This is a genomic window from Falsirhodobacter sp. 20TX0035 (assembly GCF_028307215.1).
Lineage (GTDB): Bacteria > Pseudomonadota > Alphaproteobacteria > Rhodobacterales > Rhodobacteraceae > Falsirhodobacter.
The window spans coordinates 53,707-78,904 of the sequence record NZ_JAQMHV010000006.1 but is presented as its reverse complement, the minus strand read 5'-3'; the positions used below and the strand labels follow the sequence as shown (position 1 = coordinate 78,904).

22 protein-coding genes are annotated in these 25,198 nt (G+C 67.5%); 16 read left to right on the top strand and 6 right to left on the bottom strand.

Annotation, left to right across the window (positions count from 1 at the left end; all coding sequences use genetic code 11):
- Positions 1-13 precede the first annotated feature (13 nt).
- Positions 14-3,505 (top strand): DNA polymerase III subunit alpha, encoded by a 3,492-nt coding sequence (dnaE, locus tag PIJ50_RS09235; protein ID WP_271974641.1) that lies wholly within the window; start codon positions 14-16, stop codon positions 3,503-3,505.
- 3 nt (positions 3,506-3,508) lie between these two features.
- On the opposite strand, the gene PIJ50_RS09230 is transcribed toward dnaE, so the two are convergent.
- Positions 3,509-3,709, bottom strand: a complete 201-nt coding sequence (locus PIJ50_RS09230) for a SlyX family protein (RefSeq protein ID WP_271974639.1) — start codon at positions 3,707-3,709, stop codon at positions 3,509-3,511.
- Positions 3,710-3,785: 76 nt separating this feature from the next.
- On the opposite strand from PIJ50_RS09230, the gene hisS reads away from it, so the two are divergent.
- From hisS to hisG, 3 genes are read left to right on the top strand one after another with little or no spacing between them, the layout of a single operon-like run.
- Entirely contained in the window at positions 3,786-5,300 is a 1,515-nt protein-coding gene (gene hisS / locus PIJ50_RS09225; RefSeq protein ID WP_271974637.1) for a histidine--tRNA ligase, read from the top strand.
- Entirely contained in the window at positions 5,297-6,385 is a 1,089-nt protein-coding gene (locus tag PIJ50_RS09220) for an ATP phosphoribosyltransferase regulatory subunit (protein ID WP_271974635.1), read from the top strand. Before hisS ends, PIJ50_RS09220 begins: the two co-directional genes overlap by 4 nt.
- Positions 6,379-7,092: an ATP phosphoribosyltransferase gene (gene hisG, locus PIJ50_RS09215; protein ID WP_271974633.1), complete on the top strand. Its 714-nt coding sequence runs from the start codon at positions 6,379-6,381 to the stop codon at positions 7,090-7,092. Before PIJ50_RS09220 ends, hisG begins: the two co-directional genes overlap by 7 nt.
- Here the strand turns inward: hisG and PIJ50_RS09210 are convergent.
- Positions 7,089-7,490 carry a DUF1489 family protein gene (locus PIJ50_RS09210; RefSeq protein ID WP_442900722.1) on the bottom strand — a complete coding sequence of 134 codons (402 nt, stop codon included), beginning with the start codon at positions 7,488-7,490 and terminating at the stop codon, positions 7,089-7,091. The genes hisG and PIJ50_RS09210 overlap by 4 nt on opposite strands.
- Before the next feature lie 220 nt (positions 7,491-7,710).
- On the opposite strand from PIJ50_RS09210, the gene PIJ50_RS09205 reads away from it, so the two are divergent.
- The 10 genes from PIJ50_RS09205 (at position 7,711) to PIJ50_RS09160 (ending at position 17,869) form a co-directional block, all read left to right on the top strand.
- Positions 7,711-9,309, top strand: a complete 1,599-nt coding sequence (locus PIJ50_RS09205) for an ABC transporter substrate-binding protein (protein WP_271974630.1) — start codon at positions 7,711-7,713, stop codon at positions 9,307-9,309.
- 71 nt (positions 9,310-9,380) lie between these two features.
- Complete coding sequence (locus PIJ50_RS09200) at positions 9,381-10,388, top strand: ABC transporter permease subunit (protein ID WP_271974628.1); 1,008 nt, start codon at positions 9,381-9,383, stop codon at positions 10,386-10,388.
- Positions 10,389-10,395: 7 nt separating this feature from the next.
- On the top strand, positions 10,396-11,289 hold the full coding sequence (locus PIJ50_RS09195; protein WP_271974627.1) for an ABC transporter permease subunit: 894 nt from the start codon (positions 10,396-10,398) through the stop codon (positions 11,287-11,289).
- 1 nt (position 11,290) lies between these two features.
- Entirely contained in the window at positions 11,291-12,139 is an 849-nt protein-coding gene (locus PIJ50_RS09190) for an ABC transporter ATP-binding protein (RefSeq protein ID WP_271974625.1), read from the top strand.
- Positions 12,136-12,975 carry an ATP-binding cassette domain-containing protein gene (locus PIJ50_RS09185; RefSeq protein ID WP_271974623.1) on the top strand — a complete coding sequence of 280 codons (840 nt, stop codon included), beginning with the start codon at positions 12,136-12,138 and terminating at the stop codon, positions 12,973-12,975. Before PIJ50_RS09190 ends, PIJ50_RS09185 begins: the two co-directional genes overlap by 4 nt.
- A gap of 62 nt (positions 12,976-13,037) precedes the next feature.
- Positions 13,038-14,213 (top strand): MFS transporter, encoded by a 1,176-nt coding sequence (locus PIJ50_RS09180; protein WP_271974621.1) that lies wholly within the window; start codon positions 13,038-13,040, stop codon positions 14,211-14,213.
- Between the two features lie 153 nt (positions 14,214-14,366).
- Entirely contained in the window at positions 14,367-14,987 is a 621-nt protein-coding gene (rpsD, locus tag PIJ50_RS09175) for a 30S ribosomal protein S4 (RefSeq protein ID WP_271974619.1), read from the top strand.
- Positions 14,988-15,160: 173 nt separating this feature from the next.
- A complete protein-coding gene (hisC, locus tag PIJ50_RS09170; RefSeq protein WP_271974617.1) occupies positions 15,161-16,246 on the top strand; it encodes a histidinol-phosphate transaminase in 1,086 nt (361 codons plus the stop codon).
- Positions 16,243-17,154, top strand: a complete 912-nt coding sequence (locus PIJ50_RS09165) for a prephenate/arogenate dehydrogenase family protein (RefSeq protein ID WP_271974764.1) — start codon at positions 16,243-16,245, stop codon at positions 17,152-17,154. The genes hisC and PIJ50_RS09165 overlap by 4 nt, the downstream gene beginning before the upstream one ends.
- A 1-nt stretch (position 17,155) precedes the next feature.
- Positions 17,156-17,869, top strand: a complete 714-nt coding sequence (locus PIJ50_RS09160) for an extensin-like domain-containing protein (protein WP_271974615.1) — start codon at positions 17,156-17,158, stop codon at positions 17,867-17,869.
- Here PIJ50_RS09160 and PIJ50_RS09155 read toward each other — a convergent pair.
- The 3 genes from PIJ50_RS09155 to PIJ50_RS09145 all read right to left on the bottom strand — a co-directional run bounded on the left by PIJ50_RS09155 (position 17,866) and on the right by PIJ50_RS09145 (position 21,205).
- On the bottom strand, positions 17,866-19,416 hold the full coding sequence (locus PIJ50_RS09155; protein ID WP_271974613.1) for a peptidoglycan -binding protein: 1,551 nt from the start codon (positions 19,414-19,416) through the stop codon (positions 17,866-17,868). The two genes, PIJ50_RS09160 and PIJ50_RS09155, sit on opposite strands and share 4 nt — an antisense overlap.
- Positions 19,416-20,618 carry a biopolymer transporter ExbB gene (locus PIJ50_RS09150; protein WP_271974612.1) on the bottom strand — a complete coding sequence of 401 codons (1,203 nt, stop codon included), beginning with the start codon at positions 20,616-20,618 and terminating at the stop codon, positions 19,416-19,418. Before PIJ50_RS09150 ends, PIJ50_RS09155 begins: the two co-directional genes overlap by 1 nt.
- 62 nt (positions 20,619-20,680) lie before the next feature.
- The gene (locus tag PIJ50_RS09145) at positions 20,681-21,205 is read right to left on the bottom strand and encodes a gamma-glutamylcyclotransferase (protein ID WP_271974610.1); all 525 of its coding nucleotides are present in this window, start codon (positions 21,203-21,205) and stop codon (positions 20,681-20,683) included.
- Between the two features lie 63 nt (positions 21,206-21,268).
- Here PIJ50_RS09145 and PIJ50_RS09140 point away from each other — a divergent pair, with 63 nt between their 5' ends.
- Both PIJ50_RS09140 and PIJ50_RS09135 read left to right on the top strand, forming a co-directional pair.
- Entirely contained in the window at positions 21,269-22,204 is a 936-nt protein-coding gene (locus PIJ50_RS09140; RefSeq protein WP_271974608.1) for a DUF2125 domain-containing protein, read from the top strand.
- A 97-nt stretch (positions 22,205-22,301) separates the two neighbouring features.
- Positions 22,302-22,685: a DoxX family protein gene (locus PIJ50_RS09135; protein WP_271974606.1), complete on the top strand. Its 384-nt coding sequence runs from the start codon at positions 22,302-22,304 to the stop codon at positions 22,683-22,685.
- Between the two features lie 40 nt (positions 22,686-22,725).
- On the opposite strand, the gene clpA is transcribed toward PIJ50_RS09135, so the two are convergent.
- Positions 22,726-25,044, bottom strand: a complete 2,319-nt coding sequence (gene clpA / locus PIJ50_RS09130) for an ATP-dependent Clp protease ATP-binding subunit ClpA (protein WP_271974604.1) — start codon at positions 25,042-25,044, stop codon at positions 22,726-22,728.
- Positions 25,045-25,198 lie beyond the last annotated feature (154 nt).

The window sequence follows — 25,198 nt, the reverse complement described above, 5'->3', positions numbered from 1 at the left end:
GTTAGGATGCGGCATGTCGAATCCCGTCCGTTTCATCCATCTGCGCGTCCACACCGAACATTCGCTTCTGGAAGGGGCCGTGCCCGTCAAGAAGCTGGTCAAGCTGTGCGAGGCGGCGGCCATGCCCGCCGTGGCCGTGACCGACACGAACAACATGTTCGCCGCGCTGGAGTTTTCCGTCACCGCCTCGGGCGCCGGGGTGCAGCCGATCGTGGGCTGCCAGGTGGCCGTCGATTACGACCCGGCCCAGCCCGGCGAAAAGACGCGCCCCGCCGCGCCCGTGGTCCTGCTGGCGCAGGACGAGGCCGGCTACATGAACCTGATGAAGCTGTCGTCCTGCCTGTACGTGGACAAGGGCGGGCAACTGCCGCAGGTGACGCTGGAGGAACTGGCGACCTATTCGGCGGGCCTCATCTGCCTGTCGGGCGGGCCGGACGGACCGGTGGGGCGCCTTCTGCGCACCGGCCAGCGCACGCGGGCCGAGGCGCTGCTGCGCCGGCTGGCCGACACCTATCCGGACCGCCTCTATGTCGAGTTGCAGCGCCATCCCGGCGAAGGGGGCAAGCTGCCCGAGGCCGAGGCCCTGTCCGAGCGCGGGCATGTGGAGATGGCCTACGACCTGAACCTGCCGCTGGTCGCCACCAACGACGTGTATTTCCCGAAGGCCGAGATGTACGAGGCGCATGACGCCCTCATCTGCATCGCCGAGGGCGCCTATGTCGACCAGCAGCAGCCCCGCCGCCGCCTGACGCCCCAGCACTACTTCAAATCCGAAGCCGAGATGTTCGCCCTGTTCGCCGACCTGCCCGAGGCGCTGGAGAACACGGTTGAGATCGCCCGCCGCTGCGCCTTCAAGGCCGCGAAACGCGCCCCGATCCTGCCCCGCTTTGCCGAGGACGAGGTGGAGGAGCTGCGCCGTCAGGCCCGCGCGGGCCTTGAACGGCGTCTGTCCGTGATCCCCCACGCCGTGACGGTGGAGGAATATCACGCAAGGCTTGATTTCGAGCTGGGGATCATCGAGAAGATGGGCTTCCCCGGCTATTTCCTGATCGTGGCCGACTTCATCAAGTGGGCCAAGGACAACGCGATTCCGGTGGGGCCGGGGCGGGGGTCGGGGGCGGGCAGCCTGGTCGCCTATGCGCTGACGATCACCGACCTTGACCCCCTGCGTTATGCGCTTCTGTTCGAACGGTTCCTGAACCCCGAACGCGTGTCCATGCCCGACTTCGACATCGACTTCTGCATGGACCGGCGGGAGGAGGTGATCCGCTACGTCCAGAAGAAATACGGGCGCGACAAGGTGGGGCAGATCATCACCTTCGGCGCGCTCTTGTCCAAGGCTGCCGTGCGCGACGTGGGGCGCGTGCTGCAGATGTCCTTCATGCAGGTGGACCGCCTGTCGAAGATGATCCCGCTGGAAGGGGTGAAGCCCGTCTCCATCGCGAAGGCGCTGGCGGACGAACCGCGCCTGCGCGAGGCCGCGAAGGAGGAGGTGGTGAAGCGCCTTCTGGATTACGGCCAGCAGGTGGAGGGGCTGTTGCGCAACGCCTCGACCCACGCCGCGGGGGTCGTGATCGGGGACCGGCCGCTGGACGCGCTGGTGCCGCTGTATCAGGATCCGCGGTCCGACATGCCCGCGACCCAGTTCAACATGAAGTGGGTGGAGGCCGCCGGCCTTGTGAAGTTCGACTTCCTGGGCCTGAAGACGCTGACCGTGATCCAGAACGCGATCGACCTGATCCGTGCCGGCGGGCGCGACCTGCACCAGGCGGCGGACGGGCGCACGCTCTACACCCCCGCGCCGGGCACGGAGAACGACATCGGGCACATCCCGCTGGACGACACGGCCACCTACGAGCTTTATTCCGCGGCCAAGACCGTGGCGGTGTTCCAGGTCGAAAGCTCCGGCATGATGGACGCGCTGCGGCGCATGAAGCCCACCTGCATCGAGGACATCGTGGCGCTGGTCGCCCTGTACCGTCCCGGCCCGATGGAGAACATCCCCACCTATTGCGAGGTGAAGAACGGCGTCCGGGATCTGGAATCCATCCACCCCACCATCGACTTCATCCTGGCCGAGACGCAGGGCATCATCGTCTATCAGGAACAGGTGATGCAGATCGCGCAGGTCATGGCGGGGTATTCGCTGGGCGGCGCCGACCTTCTGCGCCGCGCCATGGGCAAGAAGATCGCCGAGGAGATGGCCAAGGAACGCCCGAAGTTCATCGAGGGCGCCAAGGCCACCCACAACATCGACGCCAAGAAGGCGGGCGAGGTCTTCGACCTGCTGGAGAAGTTCGCCAACTACGGCTTCAACAAGTCGCACGCGGCGGCCTATGCCGTGGTCAGCTACCAGACGGGCTGGCTGAAGGCGAACCACCCGGTCGAATTCATGGCCGGCGTGATGAACTGCGACATCGACCTGACGGACAAGCTGGCCATCTACAAGCGCGAGGTGGACAAGCTGGGGATCGAGACGGTGCCCCCTTGCGTCAACCGCAGCCAGGCCACGTTCAGCGTGCGCGAGGGCAAGCTGGTCTATGGCCTTGGCGCGCTGAAGAACGTGGGCGTGGAGGCGATGAAGATGATCGTCGCCGGGCGGGGCGGCACGCCCTTTGTCAGCCTGTTCGACATCGCGCGGCGGGTGGACCTGAAGCGCGTGGGCAAGCGCCCGATGGAGATGCTGGTCCGCGCCGGCGCGTTCGACCTGCTGGACCCCAACCGCGCGCGCGTGTTCGACGCGCTGGACGCGCTGGTTGCCTATTCCGCGGCAGTGCACGAGGCGCGGGCGTCCTCGCAGGTGTCGCTGTTCGGCGAGGCGGGGGACGACCTGCCCGAACCGCGCCTTGTTAGCCGCGACGACTGGCTGCCGGTGGAGCGTCTGGCCGAGGAGATGAAGGCCATCGGCTTCTATTTGTCCGGCCACCCCTTGGACGATTACATGGGCCCCCTGCGCCGCAAGAACGTTATGACCCTGACCGAGCTGACGGAGGCCGCGCAGGGCGGGCCGAAGGTGGCGAAGCTGGCGGGATCGGTCAGCTCCCGTCAGGAACGCAAGTCCGCGCGCGGCAACCGCTTCGCCTTCGTGCAGCTGTCGGACCCGACGGGCCTGTACGAGGTCACGGTGTTTTCCGACACGCTGGACCAGGCCCGCGACCTGCTGGAGCCCGGCCAGAACGTGGTCCTGACCGTTGAGGCGCAGCTGGAAGGCGACACGCTGAAGCTGCTGGCCCGCGCCGCGCAGCCCATCGACAGCGTGGCGGCAGATGCGGGCGGCGCCGGCTTCCGCATCCATCTGGAGCGGGCGGAGGCCGCGACGTCGGTCGCCGCGCTGTTCGCGCGCCTGTCCGGCAACGGGCGCGGGGGCGGAGAGATCCGGTTCTGCGTGACCGACGAACAGGGGCAGGAGATCGACCTCGCGCTGCCCGACCGCTATCCCGTCACCCCGCAGGTGAAGGGCGCGATCAAGGCCGTGCAGGGCGTCGTCATGATCGAGGATCTGTAGGGATCACCAGTGCGGCGGGCGCTGGTCGGCCAGCGCCACCGTGCCGCCCTCCGCCTCGCGTTCGGCCTCCCGCTCCAGCAGCAGGCCGACGCGGCGGGACAGCCGCTCGATCTCGCGCGTCTGGCGGGTGACGATCTCGGACAGGTCGTCCACCATCCGCGTCAGGTGGGCGATCTGTTCTTCGCTGCGTTCGATCCGGTCCATGATCCTTTCGGCGGCTTGTCGCCCGCCGCCCCTTCCGATAATGCCTTGGCCCGACAGCATAGCGAAGGGTCCGACCATGGCCAAGGACAAGTCCCCCCGCCGCCCCCGCGCGGAAACGCCCAAGGGCTTCCGCGATTATTTCGGCGCGGACGTGACCGAACGGAAGGCGATGCTCGACGCCATTGCCGAGGTGTATCACCGCTATGGCTTCGACCCGCTGGAAACCAGCGCGGTGGAAACGGTGGAGGCGCTGGGCAAGTTCCTGCCCGACGTGGACCGCCCGAACGAAGGCGTCTTCGGCTGGCAGGACGAGGATGAGCAGTGGCTGGCTCTGCGCTATGACCTGACGGCGCCCCTGGCCCGCGTGGCCGCGCAGTTCCGCAACGACCTGCCCAGCCCGTACCGCCGCTATGCCATGGGCCCCGTCTGGCGCAACGAAAAGCCGGGTCCGGGCCGCTTCCGCCAGTTCTATCAATGCGACGCTGACACCGTGGGCGCGCCTTCGGTCGCGGCGGATGCCGAAATTTGCGCCATGCTGTCGGACGCGCTGGAAACCGTGGGCATCCCGCGCGGCGACTATCTGGTGCGGGTGAACAACCGCAAGGTCCTGAACGGCGTGATGGAGGTGGCGGGCGTTCTCGACCCGTCCGACCTGTCGCGGTTCGATTCGGAGCGTGGCATCGTGCTGCGCGCCATCGACAAGCTGGACCGTCTGGGCGACGCGGGCGTGCGCGCGCTGCTGGGCGCGGGCCGCAAGGACGAGTCGGGCGACTTCACCCAAGGCGCGGGTCTGTCGGACGAGCAGGCCGAGGTCGTGATGGGCTTCATGGCCGCCAAGCGCGCCACCGGTGGCGAGACGGCCGCGCGGCTGCGCGAACTAGTCGGCGGTTCGGCCATCGGCCTTGAAGGCGTCCAGGAGCTGGAAACCATCGCCGAGATGCTGGACCGTCAGGGCTACGCCTCGGATCGGATAGAGGTGGACCCGTCCGTCGTACGCGGCCTTGGCTATTACACCGGGCCGGTGTTCGAGGCGGAGCTGACCTTCGAGATCTTCGACGAAAAGGGCCACAAGCGCCAGTTCGGGTCGGTGTCGGGCGGCGGCCGCTACGACGATCTGGTGAAGCGCTTCACGGGGCAGGCGGTGCCGGCGACTGGTGTCTCCATCGGGGTGGACCGGCTGCTGGCGGCGCTGCGGGCCAAGGGCCGCATGGGCGCGCAGGCGCAGGGGCCAGTGATCGTGACCGTGATGGACCGCGACCGGATGGCCGACTACATGGCCATGGCCGCCGACCTGCGCAACGCGGGGATCCGGGCCGAGGTGTATCTGGGCAACCCCAAGAACTTCGGCAACCAGTTGAAATACGCCGACAAGCGCCAGTCCCCCATGGCCGTCATCCAGGGCGGGGACGAAGCCGGGAAGGGCAGCGTCATCCTGAAGGACCTGATCCTGGGCGCGAAGATCGCCGAAGGGGCCAGCCTCGAGGAGTGGAAGGCCCGCCCCGCGCAGGTCGAAGTGGCGCGCGGCGATCTGGTGGCCGAAGTGCGGAAGATGCTGGACGCGGACGCGTCGCGTTCGAAAGCCTCGTCATGATCAAGGCCGAGATCCGGGCCGAGGCGGAACGGCTCTTCGCCGCCTTCCAGGCCGCCGGGGCCCAGCCGGTGGAGGCGGACATCCTTCTGCCTGCCGACATGCTGCTGGATCTGTATGGCGAGGATATCCGCGCCCGCGCCTATGTCACGCAGGACCCCCTGCGCGGAGAGATGGTGCTGCGGCCCGACTTCACGGTGCCGGTGGTGCAGGCGCACATGGCCCACGGGGCCGATCCCGCGCGCTACACCTACATGGGCGAGGTGTTCCGCAAGCAGGACACGCTGCGCCCCCGCGCCGCCGAATACCTGCAGGTCGGGTTCGAGGTGTTCGACCGCACCGCCCCCGAGGAGGCGGACGCCGAGGTCTTCGCGCTGTTCGCGGACCTGCTGGCGCCCCTGCGCGTGCAGCCGCAGATCGGCGACATCGGCATCCTGATGGCCGCCGTGCGCGGGTTGGAGACGACCGAAACGCGGCGCGCGGCCCTTTTGCGCCACGTGTGGCGGCCGCGGCGGTTCCGCCACCTTCTGGACCGCTATGCCGGCCGCACCGGCCCGCACCCGGCGCGCGTGCGCCTTTTGAAGGCGCTGGAAGAGGGCACGCTGCCCAAGACCGGCCCCCATATCGGCCTGCGCTCCGCCTCCGAGATCGCGGCCCGCATCCACGCTCTGGCCGAGGACGCCGACACGCCCGCGATCCCCCCCAAATGCGCCAGCCTTCTGGAGGATCTGATGGCCCTGTCCGGCCCCGCGCCCCAGGCGGTGGAGCGGTTGCGCGATCTGGCGGTGGACATGCCCCACATCTCGGACGCGGTGGAACGGTTCGCGACGCGGCTGGCGGCGCTGAAGGCGCGCGGCGTGGCGGTGGACGCCCTGCCGTTCGAGACGACGCATGGCCGCACCACGCTGGAATATTACGATGGCTTCGTCTTCACCTTCCACGCAACGGATCCGGCGCTGCCCGTCATCGCCTCGGGCGGGCGCTATGACGCGCTGACAAGGGTTCTGGGGCAGGGGCAGTCCATCCCGGCCGTGGGCGGGATCATCCGCCCCCATCTGGTCGCGCAACTGAGGGCCGCAGGATGCTGAAGATCGGTGTGCCGTCCAAGGGGCGGCTGATGGAGAAGACCTTCGACTGGTTCGGGGCGCGCGGCGTCACCATGCGCCGCACCGGCAATGAGCGGGAGTATTCCGGCGAGGTCGAGGGGCTGGACGGCGTGCAGCTGGTCCTCCTGTCCGCCGGGGAGATCCCGCGCGAGCTGTCGGCGGGCCGCATCCATCTGGGCGTGACGGGATCGGACCTTGTGCGCGACAAGCTGGCCGACTGGTCCGCGCAGGTGGCCGAGGTGGCGCCCTTGGGCTTCGGCCATGCGGACCTGATCCTGGCGGTTCCGGTGTGCTGGGTCGATGTGGACACGCTGGACGATCTCGACGCCACGGCCTCGGCCTTCCGGCGGGTGCACGGGTTCCGTCTGCGGATCGCCACGAAGTATCACCGGCTGGTGCGGGACTTCCTGACGGAAAACGGCGTGGCCGACTATCAGCTGGTCGACAGCCAGGGCGCGACCGAAGGCACGATCCGCAACCTCACGGCCGAAGCGATCGCCGACATCACCTCCACCGGCGAGACGCTGCGCGCGAACCACCTGAAAGTGCTGGAAGACGCGGTGATCCACCGCAGCCAGGCCACGCTGTTCGCCGCCCGCGCCGCCGACTGGACCGAGGCGCGGCCCGCCCTGAAGGCGCTGATGGACCGGTTGGGCCTGCCGCTGCCGGATCTGGTGCGCGAAGGCTAGCGCAGGCCCATCTCGGCCAGCGCGCGGGCCAGATCGGGGGGCAGCGGTTCCTCGTGGTCGCGCCCTTCGGGCAGGTCGGCGGGCGCGTCCTTCAGGTCAAGGTAGCGCCAGCCTTGGAACGCCCGGCGCGGCTGCGCCTGCGTGCGCACGATGACGGGATCCAGAATCAGCGCGCAACGCTCGATCCCGTCTTCGCCGCGCGTGGCCTCCAGCCCCAGGATCCGCTGGCGGGCCAGAACAAGGCCCTTGAAGATCCAGTAGATGGAGCCGCCGTTCAGCAGCTCCGCCTCCCGCTTGGGCCACATGCGGGTGACGTGGCGCGGTTCCCCGTGCCAATGGGTGGCCTGGCGATGGGCCAGATCCTCGACGCGCTCGGCGCCGACGCAAAGCTTCAGCATGTGCAGGGTCATGGGGCCTAGATAGGTGCTGGACGGGCCCGCGTCCATGCGTGGCGGATGACGTGACGTCAAAGTCCGCGGCCGCAGCTTTCTTGCGTCGATCCCTTGCGAAGACGGCCTTCCCTCTATAATCGCGCTTGCACCCTGCGGATTTTGGGAAAATCATGCGGGGATCTAAAATGGCGACGGAACGAACCGTTGCCTGCAATGGGAGTTGCACATGAAATTTGCCCATCTCGCGATGGTTTCGGCGCTTGCGATCGCGGCCGCCGCCGGCGCTCAGGCCAAGACGCTGGTCTACTGCTCGGAAGGGTCGCCCGAAGGCTTCGACGCCGCGACCACCACGGCCGGCACCACCATGGACGCCAGCAGCGACGCGGTGTTCAACCGTCTGGTCGAATTCGCCCCCGGCACGACCAATGTCGAACCGGGTCTGGCCGAAAGCTGGGACGTGTCGGAAGACGGGCTGGAATACACCTTCCACCTGCGCCCCGGCATCAAGTTCCACACCACCGACTATTTCGAGCCCACGCGCGAGATGAACGCCGACGACGTCATCTTCTCGTTCCTGCGTCAGGGAGATCCGGAAAGCCCCTGGGCCGACTATATCCCCGGCACGACCTACGAATACTACAACGCGATGGAAATGCCCGCGCTGGTGAAGGAGATCCGGAAGGTCGACGACCTGACGGTGACGTTCGTCCTGAACCGCGCCGAGGCGCCGTTCCTTGCGAACATGGCGATGCCCTTCGCGTCGATCTATTCCAAGGAATACATGGACCAGCTGGAAGCGGACGGCAACATGGCCGCGCTGAACAGCCAGCCCGTCGGCACCGGCCCCTACCAGTTCGTGGCCTATCAGCCCGACGCCGTGATCCGCTACAAGGCGAACCCCGACTACTACAAGGGCGCGCAGAAGATCGACGACCTGGTCTTCGCCATCACGCCCGACCCGGCGGTCCGCCGCCAGCGTCTGGAAGCCGGCGAATGCCATGTCATGCCCTATCCCTCGCCCGCCGACATCGAGGCGATGAAGGCCAATGACGACCTGCAGGTCATGGAACAGCCGGGCCTGAACGTGGCCTACCTTGCCTACAACACCACGGTCGCGCCCTTCGACAAGCCCGAGGTGCGCGAAGCGCTGAACATGGCCATGAACAAGCAGGCCATCGTGGACGCGGTGTTCCAGGGCACGGGCGTCGTGGCCAAGAACCCGATCCCGCCGACCATGTGGTCCTACAACGACGCCGTGGAAGACAACGCCTACGATCCCGAAGCCGCCAAGAAGATGCTGACGGATGCGGGCGTGGAGAACCTGGAGATGGAAGTCTGGGCGATGCCGGTGCAGCGCCCCTACATGCCCAACGCCCGCCGCGTGGCCGAGCTGATCCAGTCGGACTTCGCCAAGGTTGGCGTGAACGTGTCGATCGTGTCCTATGAATGGGGCGAATACCTGAAGCGGTCCACCGACCCGACCCGCAAGGGCGCGGTGATCATGGGCTGGACGGGCGACAACGGCGATCCGGACAACTTCCTGGCCGTTCTGCTGGGCTGCGCCGCGACCGGCGACGGCGGCGCGAACCGCGCCCAGTGGTGCAACGAGGACTTCGACGCGCTGCTGCAGAAGGCCAAGGTCACGACCGACCAGGCCGAGCGCACGAAGCTGTACGAGGAAGCGCAGGTCATCTTCAAGGACCAGAACCCCTGGGCCACGCTGGCCCACAGCCAGGTCTTCATGCCGATGTCCAAGGACGTCACCGGCTATGTGATGAACCCGCTGGGCCGCCACAGCTTCGAAGGCGTCGACATCGCCGAGTGATCGGCCAACCTCTGGCAACGGCGCGTCGCAGGGGGATCCTTGCGGCGCGCCTCCAACTTTTCGGGACACCGATGATCAGATTTCTTATTGGCAAGCTTGCCTATCTGATCCCGACCTTCATCGGGATCACGGTCGTGGCGTTCGGCTTCGTGCGGCTTCTGCCGGGCGATCCGGTGCTGCTGATGGCGGGCGAACGCGGCATCTCGCCCGAACGTCACGCCGAGCTTTCGGCCCAGCTGGGCTTTGACCGCCCGATCGTGGTCCAGTATCTCGACTTCGTCATGGGCATCTTCCAGGGTGATTTCGGCACCTCGCTGGCGACGCGGCGCCCCGTTCTGGGCGAATTCCTGACCCTGTTCCCGGCCACGATGGAACTGGCGATCTGCGCCATCATCCTGGCCACGCTGATCGGCATCCCGCTGGGCGTGTTCGCCGCGATCAAGCGGGGCAGCGCGTTCGACCAGATCTCCATGGGGGCGGCGCTTGTGGGTTATTCCATGCCGATCTTCTGGTGGGGCCTTTTGCTGATCATCCTGTTCTCGGGCATCCTCGGATGGACGCCGGTGTCGGGGCGGATCGATTTCTTGTACTTCTTCCCCAACGGCACCGGCTTCATGCTGATCGATTCGCTGATGTCGGGGCAGAAGGGGGCCTTCGCCTCGGCGTTATCGCACCTGATCCTGCCCTCGATTGTGCTGGCCACGATCCCGATGGCCGTGATCGCGCGCCAGTCGCGGTCGGCCATGCTGGAGGTCCTGTCCGAGGATTACGTCCGCACCGCCCGCGCCAAGGGCATGTCGGCCTGGCGCGTCGTGGGCGTCCACGCCCTGCGCAACGCGATGATCCCCGTGATCACCACCATCGGCTTGCAGATCGGCGTGATGATGGCCGGCGCCATCCTGACCGAGACGATCTTTTCCTGGCCGGGCGTCGGCAAGTGGATGATCGACAGCATCTCGCGCCGCGACTATCCGTCGGTGCAGGGGGGCCTGCTGCTGATCGCGGGCATCGTGATGATCGTGAACCTAATCGTCGACCTGCTTTACGGCATCATCAATCCGCGCATCCGCCATTCGTGAGGGACACATGACCGCAACCGTCAAACCCCAGTCCGAACGCGCGCGCGTGCTGCGGGAGTTCTGGTTCTACTTCTCGGAAAACCGGGGGGCCGTGATCGGCCTTGCCGTGTTCCTTGCCCTGATCTTCGTCGCGATCTTCGCGCCGCTTCTGGCGCCGCACGATCCCATCCAGCAATACCGCGACTTCCTGCTGGCCCCGCCCTCGTGGCAGGAGGGCGGCGCGAGCCAGTTCCTGCTGGGCACCGACGCCGTAGGCCGGGACGTGCTGTCGCGCCTGATCTTCGGCGCGCGCCAGTCGCTGATCATCGGCTGCGTGGTCGTGTTCATCGCGCTGGTGGGCGGCATCATCCTTGGCCTTGTCGCCGGCTTCTTCGGCGGCTGGGTCGACACGGTGATCATGCGCGTGATGGACGTGATCCTGGCCTTTCCGTCGCTGCTGCTGGCGCTGGTCATGGTGGCGATCCTGGGGCCCGGCCTGATGAACGCGATGATCGCCATCGCCATCGTGCTGCAGCCGCATTTCGCGCGCCTGACGCGCGCGGCCGTGATGGCCGAAAAGAACAAGGAATACGTGATGGCCGCCCGCGTGGCGGGGGCCGGGCGCTTCCGCCTGATGGTCCGCACGATCCTGCCGAACTGCATGGGACCGCTGATCGTGCAGGGGACCCTGTCCTTTTCCAACGCGGTGCTGGACGCGGCGGCCTTGGGCTTTCTGGGCATGGGCGCGCAGCCGCCGATCCCCGAATGGGGCACCATGCTGGCCGAGGCGCGCGAATTCATCCTGAGCGCGTGGTGGGTCGTGACCTTCCCGGGCCTCGCCATCCTGATCACGGTCCTTGCGATCAACCTCGTGGGCGACGGCCTGCGGGACGCGCTTGACCCGAAACTGAAGCGGAGCTGACATGGCACTTCTGGAGATCCGCAACCTCAACGTCCACTTCGCCACCTCCACCGGCACGTTCCATGCCGTGAAGGGGCTGAACCTGACCGTGCACGAACGCGAGGTTCTGGCGATCGTGGGCGAATCCGGCTCGGGCAAGTCGGTGTCGATGCTGGCGGCGATGGGCCTTCTGCCCAAAAGCGCCACCGTCACGGCCGACGCCATGACCTTCAACGGCCGCGACCTGCAGGCGATGTCCGACAAGGACCGGCGGGCGATCATCGGGCGCGACATCTCGATGATCTTCCAGGAGCCGATCGCCTCCCTGAACCCCTGCTTCACCGTGGGCTACCAGATCGAGGAGGTGCTGCGCGCCCATCTGGGGCTGGGCCGCGCCCAGCGCCGCCAGCGCGCGATCGAACTGTTCACCGCCGTGGGCATCCCCGAGCCGGAAAAGCGCCTCGGGTCCTATCCGCACCAGATGTCGGGGGGGCAGTGCCAGCGCGTGATGATCGCCATCGCCATCGCGTGCAAACCCAAGCTGCTGATCGCGGACGAACCCACGACGGCGCTGGACGTGACGATCCAGAAGCAGATCCTGGATCTGCTGATGACGCTGCAGGAAGACACCGGCATGGGCATGATCATGATCACCCACGACATGGGCGTCGTGGCCGAAACCGCCGATCGGGTGATCGTGAAGTACAAGGGCCAGAAGATGGAGGAGGCCGACGTGCTGACCCTGTTCGAGGCGCCGTCCCACCCCTACACCAAGGCGCTCTTGTCGGCGCTGCCGGAACACGCGACGGGCGACCGGCTGTCCACCGTGTCCGACTTCCTCGATCCCGCCACGCTGGAGGCCGCGCGATGACCGTCGTTCTGGAAGCCCGCAACATCACCCGCGACTATGCCACCCCCGGCGGGATGTTCCGCAAGGGGGGCACGGTGCGTGCGCTCAAAGGCATCTCGTTCAAGGTGGAGCAGGGCAAGACGCTGGCCATCGTCGGGGAGTCCGGTTGCGGCAAGTCCACGCTGGCCCGCATCCTGACGCTGATCGACCCGCAAAGCGGGGGGGAGCTGCTGATCGACGGCGAACAGGTGGCCAGCTGGGCCCTGACGCCCGAACTGCGCCGCAAGGTGCAGATCGTGTTCCAGAACCCTTATGGCAGCCTGAACCCTCGCCAGAAGGTCGGGGACATGCTGATGGAGCCGCTGATCCTGAACACGAAGGACAGTGCGAGCGTCCGCCGTGACAAGGCGATGGCGATGCTGACCCGCGTGGGCCTGATGCCGGAGCACTTCAACCGCTATCCGCACATGTTCTCGGGCGGGCAGCGGCAGCGTCTGGCCATCGCGCGGGCGCTGATGGTGAACCCGCGCCTTCTGGTGCTGGACGAACCCGTCTCGGCGCTGGACCTGTCGGTGCAGGCGCAGGTGCTGAACCTGCTGGCCGACCTTCAGGACGAATTCAACCTGACCTACGTGTTCATCAGCCACGACCTGTCGGTCGTCCGCTACATCGCCGACGAGGTGATGGTGATGTTCAAGGGCGAGGTCGTGGAATACGGAACCCGCGACGCGGTGTTCGACGCGCCCAGCCACGAATACACCCGCAAGCTGTTCGCGGCGACGCCCGTCACGGATGTGGAGGCGATCCGCGCGCGCGTGGCGCGGCGCCGGGCGGCGGGCATCGGCGCCACCGTCTGACGGGTGGACAGCGGACCCTTCAGCGGATAGTTCTGTTCCTATCCAATCCTGAAGGGTCTGCCATGCGCCACGCCAGTCTGCGGGCAATGACGGTGTTCGGAACGCTGGCGGCGATCGTCTTCGCCCTTGGCGCCGCAATCCCGACGCCGCTTTACGCACTTTACCAGCAGAAGTTCGGCCTGGTGCCGTTCCAGATCACCCTGATCTTCGCCATCTACGTGGTGACGCTGCTGGTGGCGCTGCTGACGGGCGGGCGCCTGTCGAACCACCTTGGCCGCAAGCCGGTGATCGCGGGCGCGCTGATCCTGAACATCGTGGCGCTCGTGCTGTTCCTGCAGGCCGGAAGCTACGAGGGGCTGCTGCTGGCCCGCGCCATGCAGGGGCTGGCCATGGGCATCGCGGTGCCGACCTGCGGGGCGGCCATCGTCGACGCCGATCCGGATCGCGGGCCAGTCCTCAACTCCATCGTGCCGTTCCTTGGCATGTCCTCGGGGGCCTTGGCCACGGGGCTGCTGGTGGCCTTCGCGCCCCTACCGACCGTTCTGCCCTTCGCCATCGTGGCCGGCCTGTCGCTGATGCTGCTGGTGGCGCTGATCCGGATGCCGGAAACCAGCCCGCCCAGTCCGGGGGCCTTCACCTCCATGATCCCCAGCCTGGGCGTTCCGGCCGCGGCGCGCCCCGCCTTTGCCCGGCTGGTGCCGCCGGTCCTGACCGGCTGGGCGCTGGGCGGCCTTTACATGTCGCTGATGCCCAACATCCTGCACGAGGCGCTGCACACGAAGACCCAGCTGATCACCGGCGCGCTGGTCTGCGCGCAGATGGGGGCTGCGGCGGCAGCCGTGCTGTGGGGCCGCACGCGTCCGGCATCCCGCATGATGATGGCGGGCACCCTGTCGCAGGCGGCGGGCGTCCCCATGACCCTCATGGGCATCGGGACGGAACAGGCGGCCATGATCTTTGCTGGAACGCTCGTGTCCGGGGCGGGGCAGGGGTTGTGCTTCTCCTCCATCCTGCGGCTGCTGCTGCCCTTGGCGCATGGGCATGAGCGCGCGGCGATGCTGTCCACGTTCTTCGCCCTCAGCTACACCGCGTTCGCCTTGCCGGCGGTGCTGGCGGGGGTGGTCGTGCCGCATTTCGGGCTGATCCCGGTGGCGCATGGCTATGGCCTGATCGTGCTGGCCCTTCTGACACTCGCCGCGATGGGACTTTGGCGGGGCGTGCCGGCGAAGCGCTGTTGACACCGGGGCCCGCGCCTGTATAAGCGCGCGATCCGCTCGCAAGGCGGTCCTGTTGGTGTTGGTGGCCCCCGCAAGGGGATGACCTGTCGCCCCGCGGTTCTTCGGGACGGGGGAAAGGACAACGCCCTTCACGCATATCGAAGGAGATCAGCGATGACCAAACGCACCGCTGCCAAATACAAGCTCGACCGCCGCATGGGCGAAAACATCTGGGGCCGTCCGAAGTCCCCGGTGAACAAGCGCGAATACGGCCCCGGCCAACACGGCCAGCGCCGCAAGAACAAGCTGTCGGACTTCGGCACGCAGCTGCGCGCGAAGCAGAAGCTGAAAGGCTACTACGGCGACCTGACCGAAAAGCAGTTCCGCCGCATCTACGCCGAAGCCGAGCGTCTGAAGGGCGACACCGGCGAGATGCTCGTGGGTCTGCTGGAGCGTCGTCTGGACGCTGTTGTCTACCGCGCGAAGTTCGTCCCGACCATCTGGGCCGCCCGCCAGTTCGTGAACCACGGCCACGTGACCGTGAACGGCAAGCGCGTAAACATCGCGTCCTACCGCGTCCGCGAAGGCGACATCGTGGAGGTCAAGCAGTCCTCCAAGCAGCTGGCCATCGTGCTGGAAGCCGTGTCGCTGGCCGAGCGTGACGTTCCCGACTACATCGAAGTCGACAACTCCAAGCTGACCGCAACCTTCGTGCGCACGCCGGGCCTGTCCGACGTTCCGTACCCGGTCGTGATGGAGCCGAACCTGGTCGTCGAATTCTACGCGCAGAACTGATCCTTTCATTCAGATCTGCCGGAAAGGCCGCCGCGGAACCCCCGCGGCGGCCTTTTCGCTGTCCGGGGTGGCCGTAAGGCCGCACTTTCGGGGGCGGGGCGGCCTTCACCATGTTTCCGCTGGTCAGGGCAGCGGGCCATCGCTAGAACCCGAGGGCCAGAGGGGACACGACCATGACCAACGCCATCCGTCCGCAGCCCGGAATCCTCGACATCGCCCTGTATGAAGGCGGGAAAAGCCATGTGTCGGGCGTGGCGAACGCGTTGAAGCTGTCCTCCAACGAAAACCCGGCCGGCCCGTCTGAGCGTGCGCGCGAGGCGTTCCTGCGCACCGTGCACACGCTCCACCGCTACCCCGGCACCGACCACGCGTCGCTGCGCCAGGCCATCGCCGAGGTGCACGGTCTGGACGCCGACCGCGTGATCTGCGGCGTCGGCTCGGACGAGATCATCACCTTCCTGTGCCAGGCCTATGCCGGTCCGGGGGACGAGGTGGTGTTCACTGAGCACGGCTTCCTGATGTATCGCATCTCGGCCCTCGCCGTGGGTGCGACGCCGGTGGAGGTTCCGGAGCGGGAGCGCACTACGGATGTGGACGCGCTTCTGGCGGCCTGCACGCCCAACACGAAGCTGGTCTTCATCGCCAATCCGAACAACCCGACCGGCACGATGGTGTCGTCGGCCGAGGTGTCGCGGCTGGCGGCCGGGCTGCCCCCGCAGGCGATCCTGGTGCTGGACGGGGCTTATGCCGAATACGTGCAGGGCTACGACGCCGGCCTGAACCTGATCGAGGCGCGGTCGAACGTCGTGATGACGCGGACGTTTTCGAAGATCTACGGTCTGGGCGGGCTGCGGGTGGGCTGGGGCTATGGCCCGAAGCCCATCATCGACGTGCTGAACCGCATTCGTGGCCCCTTCAACCTGTCCACCACCCAGCAGGAGGTGGCCGAGGCCGCCGTGCGCGATCAGGACTGGGTGACCCGCTGCCGTCAGGAAAACGCCCGCTGGCGCGTCTGGCTAGCCGAGGCGCTGGCCGAACTCGGTGTGCCCTCGGACACGTCCATGGCGAACTTCATTCTGGCCCGCTTTGCCGACGCCGCCGAGGCGGAGGCCTGCGACCAGTTCATGCAAAGCCAGGGGCTGATCGTGCGGCGCGTGGCGGGCTACAAGCTGCCGCATTGCCTGCGCATCACCATCGGGGACGAGGCGTCGTGCCGCCGCGTTGCCCATGCGATCGCGCAGTTCAAGGGTCTTCGCTGATGATCTACGAGCGTGTGGCGCTGCTGGGACTGGGGCTGATCGCCTCCTCCATGGGGCATGCCATGAAGGCGGCGGGACTGGCCGGAGAGATCACGGGCTATGCCCGCAGCGCCGCCACCCGCGACGCCGCGCGCGAGGTCGGGTTCTGCGACCACGTCTTCGACACGGCGGCCGAGGCGGTGGCCGGGGCCGATCTGGTCGTGCTGGCCGTGCCGGTGGGCGCCATGGGCGAGTTGGCGGCGGCCATCGCCCCGCATCTGAAGCCGGGCGCGACCGTGACGGACGTGGGTTCGGTCAAGGCCGCGGTGATCGAGGCGGTGGGCCCGCACATTCCCGAAGGTGTGCACTTCATCCCCGGCCATCCGCTGGCGGGGACCGAACATTCCGGCCCGCGTTCGGGCTTTGCGACGCTCTTCACCAACCGCTGGTGCCTGCTGATCGACGATCACGCGGACCCCGAGCCCATGGCCCACCTGCGCGCGCTGTGGGAAGGGATGGGCGCGAATGTGGACGTCATGGACGCCGCCCATCACGACGTGGTTCTGGCCGTGGTGTCCCACACCCCGCACCTGATCGCCTACACCATGGTGGGCGTGGCCGAACATGTGCGCCGCGTGTCCGACAGCGAGATCATCAAGTATTCCGCCTCGGGCTTTCGCGACTTCACGCGGATCGCGGCCTCCGACCCGACCATGTGGCGCGACATCTTCCTGACCAACAAGGAGGCGGTTCTGGACATCCTCGGCCGCTTCTCCGAGGAGTTGTTCGCCCTGCAACGCGCCATCCGGACCGAGGATGGGGAGCATCTGCACGAGTATTTCACCCGCACCCGCGCCATCCGCCGGTCGATCATCGACGCGGGGCAGGACACCTCCGCCCCCGATTTCGGCCGCGCGGTGGCCAAGTAGCGTGCGGCGCCTTGCGCTGGCCGCGCTGCTGACGGCCGCCTCCCCCCTTTGGGCCGCGCCCGAGGTGTCGCCCCGTCCGCACACCCGGTCCCTCGCGCCGGCGGTGGCGCTGGACTACTCCCTGCGGCCCATGCCGCGCCCGACCATCGTCCCGAAGCTGGTCCTGCCGCCCTCGGTCGCGCCGGCGCCGAAGGCGGCCACGGGGGCCCTGTGCGGGGTGGCGGGGCTGGGGGGCAAGCCGCTGCCCGCCCGCCGGTCCACGACCACCGGCTGCGGGATCGAGGATCCGGTGGAGGTCACATCGGTGCAGGGCGTTCCCTTGTCCCTGCCGCTGGAACTGGACTGCTCGGTTGCCAAGGCGATGAACGACTGGGTCCGCACCGTGCTTCAGCCCACCTTCGAACAGCGCGTCCGGCGGATCGACGTGGCGGGGGGCTATGTCTGCCGCGGGCGCAACAACGTGCCCGGCGCCAAGGTCAGCGAACACGGGCGGGGGCGGGCGATCGACGTCAGCGGCCTGACCTTCACCGACGGGCGCAGCGTCACCGTCGCGCGGGACTGGAACAAGGGGCGCGACGGGCAATTGATGGCCCGCAGCTACAAGGCCGGCTGCGGGATCTTCGGCACCACGCTCGGCCCGGGCTCCGACGGCTATCACGAGGATCACATGCATTTCGACATGCCCTCGAACCGCCGAAGCCCCTACTGCCGTTAACGCTCCGTCAGCTTCAGCTCGATCCGGCGGTTCTGGGCGCGGGCGTCGGCCGTGTCGCCTTCGGCCACCGGCTGGTATTGCCCGAAGCCCGTGGCCGCCAGATGTTCCGGCGGGAAGCCGAGGCTGTCCTGCAGGAAGCGCACCACGGACAGGGCCCGCGCTTGGCTCAGCTCCCAGTTGTCGCGGAACTGGCCGGTGCCGGACAAGGGCAGGTTGTCGGTGAACCCGTCGACGCGCAGGATCCAGTCCAGACCGTCGGGAATCTGGGCCGCGATGTCGCGCAGGCCGACCGCCACATCGGCGATCTGGGCGCGCCCTTCGTCCGACAGATCGGCCGAACCCACGTTGAACAGCACCTCCGAGGAGAAGACGAAGCGGTCGCCCACGATGCGCACGCCTTCGCGCCCCTGCAGGATCTGGCTCAGCTGGCCGAAGAACTCCGAACGGTAGCGGGCCAGCTGTTCGGCCTCGGACGCCAGACGCTTGCGTTCGGCCTCCTCCAGTTCCGCGCGGCGGCGCTGTTCCTCGGCGGCCCGGGCCAGAGCGACGTTCAGCTTGCCGCCCAGATCGTCGATCTGCGCCTGCTGGGCGTCGCCTGTCGCGTCCTGCACGTTCAGCGTTTGTTGCAGCGCCGAAAGCTGCGCGCGCAATTCGGCCACCTGCGCGTTCAGGGCGGCGGTCTGTTTTTCAGCCTCCGTCGCCTTCACACGCTCGGAGGCCAGAACCGCCTCGGCGGTGGCCAGGGCCGTCGCGCGTTCGTCGGCCGTCTGGGTGGCGCTGGCCTGGGCGGCAGCCAGAAGGGTCAACGTCTCCTCGGCCTTGCGGCGCTGTTCCTCAAGGTTCAGGCTCATCGCCGTCAGCTCGGCCTGACCGTCCTGAAGGCGGGCGCGCAGGGCTTCGGCGGCGGCGCTGTCCACGATCTGCTGCTGTTCGGCCTCGGTCAGGGCAGCCTGTGCGGCGGTGGCGGCCTGTTCGCTGGCCACGGCGCGCGCTTGCAGATCGGCCACCATCGCCTCGATCGCCTCGCGCCGCGCGGCGGCCAGACGGGCCTGTTCGGCCTGCGCGTCCACCTCGGACCGTGCGGTGGCAAGGGCGAGGGTCAGCTGCTCCTCCCGGCTCAGCGCTTCGTCACGCGCCTTTGAAAGATCCGCGTTCTGCGCCTGAAGATCCGTGCGCGCGGCGATCAGCGAGGCGACCTGATCCTCGAACGTGGCGATGCGGGAGGTGGCGTCGTCCAGCTGCCCCGTCAGGGTGGCGGCCAGTTGCGCCTGCCGCTGCGCCTCACTTTGCGCGTCCGACAGCTGGCCCGTCAGCTCCGCCCCGCGCCGCTGTTCCAGCCCCAGCCGTTCGGACAGGACCGTCATCTCGTCGCTCAGCCGGTCAAGCTCCGACCCTTGGCTGGTGATGGTGTCGCGCAGCACGGACTGCACCACCAGAAAGATGGTCAGCACGAACATCAGCACCAGCAGCAGCGCCGTCATGGCGTCCACGAAGCCGGGCCAGATCTGGGATTCGCGCGGGCGTCCGCCCCGGCGGGACAGGGCCATCAGATCTCACCCTTGGCGGCCTGACGCAGGGTGTGCGTCAGCTGGGCCAGATCGGCGCGCAGTTCAGCCGTGGTTTCCTGACGCCCCACCGCCAGTTCCTCCAGCAGCCGCAGAAGCTGGTTGTCGATGGACCGCAGGCGCGACCGGTATTCGGCGTCGGCATGGGGCGCGTCCTTGGCGGCCGACACCTCCATCGCGTCGGCCATGCGGCCTTGGCCATCGGCGATGCGCGACAGGGCGGCGGTCTGCGCCTCGGCCAGACGGGCATGGGCCTGGTCCTGCTGTTCGCCGCGGGCCAGAAGGCGGCCGATCTGGTCCGAAAGATGGGCCGCGCGGTCGTCGCTGGTCCGGCGGCCGGCTTCGGATTCCGCGAAGATGTCGCGCAATTCGTCCATCTGCTGGCTGATCAGGTCCAGAACGCCGGTGACGCCCCCTTCGTCCCCGTCCGCCACGCCCAGCCGGGTGATGGAGGACAGCCACTCCTCCAGCTCCTGATGGAAGCGGGTCTGGGAATGGGAGGCGAAAAGCGCCAGAAGCCCCACGACCAGCGAGCCGGCAAGGCCCAGAAGCGAGGAGGAGAAGGCCGTACCCATGCCGCCCAGCTGCGCCTGAAGCCCGCTCATCAGGCCGGACATCACGTCTGTGCCCGACAGGGCGGTGCCTTCCTGCGGCGCAAGGCTGCGGATCGTCTCCACCAGCGCCGGCACCGTGGTGGCAAGGCCGTAGAACGTGCCCAGAAGGCCCAGGAAGATCAGCAGGCTGGACAGGTAATGGCTCACCTCGCGCGATTCATCCAGACGCGCCCCGACAGAATCGAGGATGGAGCGGGAGGAGGTGGCCGAGATGCGGCTGTTGGCCGAGCGCGAGCGCAGCATGTTGGCCAAGGGCAGCAGCATGCCGGGCGGTTCGGACTGCACGCCGCGCCGCTGCACGAACGCCTCGATCCAGGTGATGGACTGCATCAGGCGGATCACGCTGGCAAAGCAGGTGGCGACGCCCACCAGGAAGGCCAGCGTGATGAAGCCGTTCAGCCACTTCTTCGCCATGAACAGGGGCCACAGGTGTGGCCAGGCCAGCGCGCTGCCCGCCACCACCAGCAGGATGACCAGCGCCATGACCACAAGCTGTCGCAAAGGCTGGGTAAACACGTTCTCGGGGCGGGTGACCGGTCCGGGACGAAGGGCGGTAAGGGGTTGTTCCACGGCGCGCCTGTTGTTGTCGTTTTCGCGCCCACGATAGGGCGGCGGGCCGCCCCTGCCAACCGTCAAGGCGAAAGGGCGCGCACCCGTTCGGCCAGATCGTGCAATTCGGCATCAGGAATGCCCAGCGCGTCCAGATGCAGGACTGTGTTCATCAGGTAGTCGCGGTTCGGTCCCCGCCGCCCGGCGGCCCCCGCGATGATCCGCGCCTGCGCCGCCACGTCGTGCAGGCAATACTGGACGTGGCCCGGATCGATCACGTAGGTCAGCGCCGTCACGGCGGGTTCTGTCAGCGGCAGGCTCATCTCGGTATAGGCGTCGGACACCAGCTCACGCTCCCGCAGGGCGGCCAGCGCGGCCCCTTCCGCCCCCTGTTCCACCAGAAAGGCCACGCCATGGCAGAAGGCGCCCGGGGCGCGGTCCAGCGCCAGTACAAGGCCCGGTGCCTCGGGCGTGCCGCGATAGTGCAGGGAGGTCATGCAGAAGCTGCGCCGCCACCCGTCCAGCCGCGCCGTCTCGCGCCGCTCCACCGGGAAACACGGGTCCCAGATCAGCGATCCGTAGCCGAAGACCCACAACCGTTCCGTCATCGTCTGGCCCTTTCGGAAGCCTGTCGTTAAGGCTTGGGCTAAACCTCCGAAGGAACAAGTGCAATGCGGGCTCTCGTGACACTCCTGATCGTGCTGGCAGCGGCGTTCAGCGGCTATTGGTTTCTTGGGGCGCACTATTTCCGGCAAGGGGTGGAGAACTGGTTCGCCGCGCAGGGCGAGGCCGGTCGCAGCGCCGAGGTGCAGGGGCTGGAGATCGGGGGCTTCCCCACAGCCTTCCGCGCGACCTCGGACACGATCGTGATCGCGGATCCGTCGGGCTGGGGCTGGCAGACGCCGTCGGCAGACGTGTCGATGCCCAGCTGGTGGCCGTTTCGAATTACGGCGCGCCTGCCGGAGCATCAGGTGGTGGACACCCCGCGCGGGCAGTGGGACGTGACGGTGCAGGATCTGGTGGGCCGGTTCGGCCTGTCGCCCTCGCTGGCCCCCGACACGCTGCATGTGGACAGCGGCGCCCTGCAGGCGACGGGTGCGGACGGCACGCTGCGGCTGGGCAACCTGCGTTTTGACAGCGCGCGGGGGGAAGGGTTCACCCATCACGTTACCCTGACGGCCGAAGGGCTGGGGCTGGAGGGTGGGCCTGTGAACCTGAGCGGCGGGTCGCTGGCGGTGGAGGGGGACATCACCTTTGCCGAACGGATCGACGATCTGCCGGACGCGGTTGCCGTGCCGATCGACCGCCTGTCACTGGCCAAGGCCGAACTGCGGCTGGCCGACGCGGCCGTGACCGCCACCGGCGATCTGGTGTCCGACGGCCGCGGCTTTGCCGCCGGAGAGCTGACCCTGCGGCTGGAGAACTGGCAGGCGGCGCTGGACGCGGCCGTGGCGGCCGGGCTGATCCCCGCCAACCGGGTAGACATGCTGGAGGGCGGGTTCCGCATGATGGCCGAGGATGGTGTGCTGGAACTGCCGCTGACCCTGTCGGGGGGCGACATCCGCTTCGGGCCGCTGCCCCTTGGGCCGGCCCCACGCTTCCGTTGACGCACAAGGTCTGTGCCGTGGTGCCGATATATGGCGCGGCACTTCCATGCTATCGGCAGGACGTCAACGCGGCGCCGCCCGCTTCAAGAGAGTGAACATGGAAAACCTGTCCCGCTATCAACCAGCCATGCTGTCGGTTCTTCGCATCGCCGCCGGCCTTCTGATCCTCAGCTACGGCACGATGAAGATCCTGCACTTCCCCGTCGGCATGCAGCCGCCCGTGGGATCCATGGCGTGGTTCGCCGGCTGCATCGAACTGATCTGCGGCGCGCTGGTGCTGGTGGGGCTGTTCACCCGCTCCGCTGCCTTCCTGCTTTCGGGCCTGATGGCCTTCGCCTTCTTCATCGCCCACTTCCCCAAGGGGCTTTTCCCGGCGTTGAACGGCGGGTCGCTGGCGATGATCCTTTGCTTCGTGTTCCTCTACCTCGCCGTGGCGGGCGCGGGACCCTTCTCGGTCGACGCAAAACGCCGCAAGGCCTGAGCCCATGAAAAAGGCCCGCCGTGATGGCGGGCCTTTGTTTTTATTCGGCGGTCAACAGGGGCGGGCGCTGGTTCGTCAGGCGGCCCTTCGGCTCCTCGATCTCCAGCTCGATCTTGTCGTCCTTCACGACGACTTTCACGACCCCGCCCTTGGTCAGGCGACCGAACAGCAGCTCCTCGGCCAGGGGCTTCTTGATGCTTTCCTGGATCACGCGGCCCAGCGGGCGCGCCCCCATGCGGTCGTCATAGCCCTTGTCGCCCAGCCATTTCGCAGCCTCGGCCGTCAGCTCGATATGGACGTTACGGTCCATCAGCTGGGCTTCCAGCTGCAGCACGAACTTCTCGACCACCTGCAGGATCACCTCTTTCGGCAGCGGCGCGAAGGAGATGATGGCGTCCAGACGGTTGCGGAACTCGGGCGTGAAGATCCGCTCGATCGCGGCGGTGTCCTCGCCCTCGCGCCGGTCGCGGCCGAAGCCGATTGCGGCCTTCTGCATGTCCGATGCCCCGGCGTTGGAGGTCATGATCAGGATCACGTTGCGGAAGTCGACCTGACGGCCGTTGTGGTCCGTCAGCTTCCCGTGATCCATGACCTGCAGCAGGATGTTGTAGACATCCGGGTGCGCCTTCTCCATCTCGTCCAGCAGCAGCACGCAATGCGGGTGCTGGTCCACGCCGTCCGTCAGCATGCCGCCCTGGTCGAACCCGACATAGCCCGGAGGGGCGCCGATCAGGCGGCTGACCGCGTGCTTCTCCATGTATTCCGACATGTCGAAGCGCAGCAGTTCCACCCCGAGGGTGGAGGCCAGTTGCTTGGCCACCTCCGTCTTGCCGACGCCCGTCGGCCCCGCGAACAGGTAGTTGCCGATGGGCTTTTCGGGCTCGCGCAGGCCCGCGCGGGCCAGCTTGATGGCCGAGGCGAGGGCCGTGATCGCGTTGTCCTGACCGAACACCACCCGTTTCAGCGAGGGTTCGAGATCGCGCAGAACCTCCGCATCGTCCTTCGACACGTTCTTCGGGGGGATGCGGGCGATCTTGGCGACCACCGTCTCGATCTCCTTCACGCCGATGGTCTTGCGGCGCTTGCTGTCGGCCAGCAGGTGCTGGGCCGCGCCCGCCTCGTCGATGACGTCGATGGCGCTGTCCGGCAGCTTGCGGTCGTTGATGTAGCGCGAGGCCAGTTCCACCGCCGTCTTGATGGCGTCGTTGGTGTAGCGGATGTCGTGGTGATCCTCGAAATGCGGCTTCAGACCCATCAGGATCTTGATCGAATCCGGGATCGACGGCTCGTTCACGTCGATCTTCTGGAACCGGCGGCTCAGCGCGCGGTCCTTCTCGAAGTGCTGCCGGAACTCCTTGTAGGTGGTGGAGCCCATGGTCCGCAGCTTGCCGCCCGACAGCGCCGGTTTCAGCAGGTTGGACGCGTCCATCGCCCCGCCCGAAGTGGCGCCGGCACCGATCACCGTGTGGATCTCGTCGATGAAGAGCACCGCGTTCGGGTGGTCCTCCATCTCCTTGACCACGGCCTTCAGCCGCTCCTCGAAATCGCCGCGATAGCGGGTGCCCGCCAGAAGCGCGCCCATGTCGAGGCTGTAGATCGTCGCCCGGGCCAGGATGTCCGGCACCTGGTTGTTGATGATCTTCCAGGCAAGGCCTTCGGCGATGGCGGTCTTGCCCACGCCCGGATCGCCCACCAGCAGCGGGTTGTTCTTGCGGCGGCGGCACAGGACCTGGATGCAGCGCTCCACCTCGGCCTCGCGGCCGATCAGGGGGTCCACGTCGCCCTTGCGAGCCTTCACGTTCAGGTCCACGCAATACTTGGACAGCGCGGATTCCTTGGTCTCCCCGGCCTCGGCCTTGGGCGTCTCGTGGTGATGCTCCTCGGCGCCCGACACGCCGCGGGGTTCGCCGAAGGCCGGGTCCTTCGCCACGCCATGCGCGATGAAGTTCACCGCGTCGTAGCGGGTCATGTCCTGCTCCTGCAGGAAATAGGCGGCGTTCGACTCCCGCTCGGCGAAGATGGCGACGAGGACGTTGGCGCCCGTCACTTCCGTCCGGCCCGAGGACTGGACATGGATCGCCGCGCGCTGGATCACGCGCTGGAAGGCGGCCGTCGGCACGGCTTCGGATCCCTCGACGCTGGTCACCAGCGTGGACAGGTCGTCGTCGATGAAGTCGACAAGGGTCTTGCGCAGCTCGTCCGTGTCCACCGCGCAGGCCTTCATCACGCGCGACGCATCGGGTTCGTCCAGCAGGGCAAGCAGAAGATGTTCAAGAGTGGCGAGTTCGTGGCGACGGGCGTTCGCAAGCGCCAGAGCGCCATGGATTGCTTGCTCAAGGGTGTTCGAAAACGATGGCACGATGTGGTGCTCCTGTCTTGCGGGCCGGGCGGGCGCGTGGGGGCCCGCTCGACCGTTGCCTCGTACACTTTAACATCGGGTCTTTGCCCAAAGCTTCAAGTGGAAATCCTACACGGCGGCCGCGCGCAGGCGATTGTGAACAGCCGGCGTGCGA